A 273-nucleotide genomic window follows, 5' to 3' on the forward strand; every position below is an offset into this window, starting at 1 on the left:
CCGCACAAGCGGTGGAGCATGTGGTTTAATTCGATGCAACGCGAAGAACCTTACCTACTCTTGACATCCAGCGAATCCTTTAGAGATAGAGGAGTGCCTTCGGGAACGCTGAGACAGGTGCTGCATGGCTGTCGTCAGCTCGTGTTGTGAAATGTTGGGTTAAGTCCCGCAACGAGCGCAACCCTTATCCTTTGTTGCCAGCACGTAATGGTGGGAACTCAAAGGAGACTGCCGGTGATAAACCGGAGGAAGGTGGGGATGACGTCAAGTCAT

General features: G+C 52.4%; 1 rRNA gene. It reads left to right on the top strand.

From position 1 onward, the window contains the following. A 16S ribosomal RNA gene (locus tag HMPREF2886_RS22900) occupies window positions 1-273 on the top strand; the annotation flags it as partial.

This window comes from Pseudomonas sp. HMSC066A08, assembly GCF_001813025.1.
GTDB classification, from domain to species: Bacteria; Pseudomonadota; Gammaproteobacteria; order Pseudomonadales; family Pseudomonadaceae; genus Pseudomonas; species Pseudomonas aeruginosa.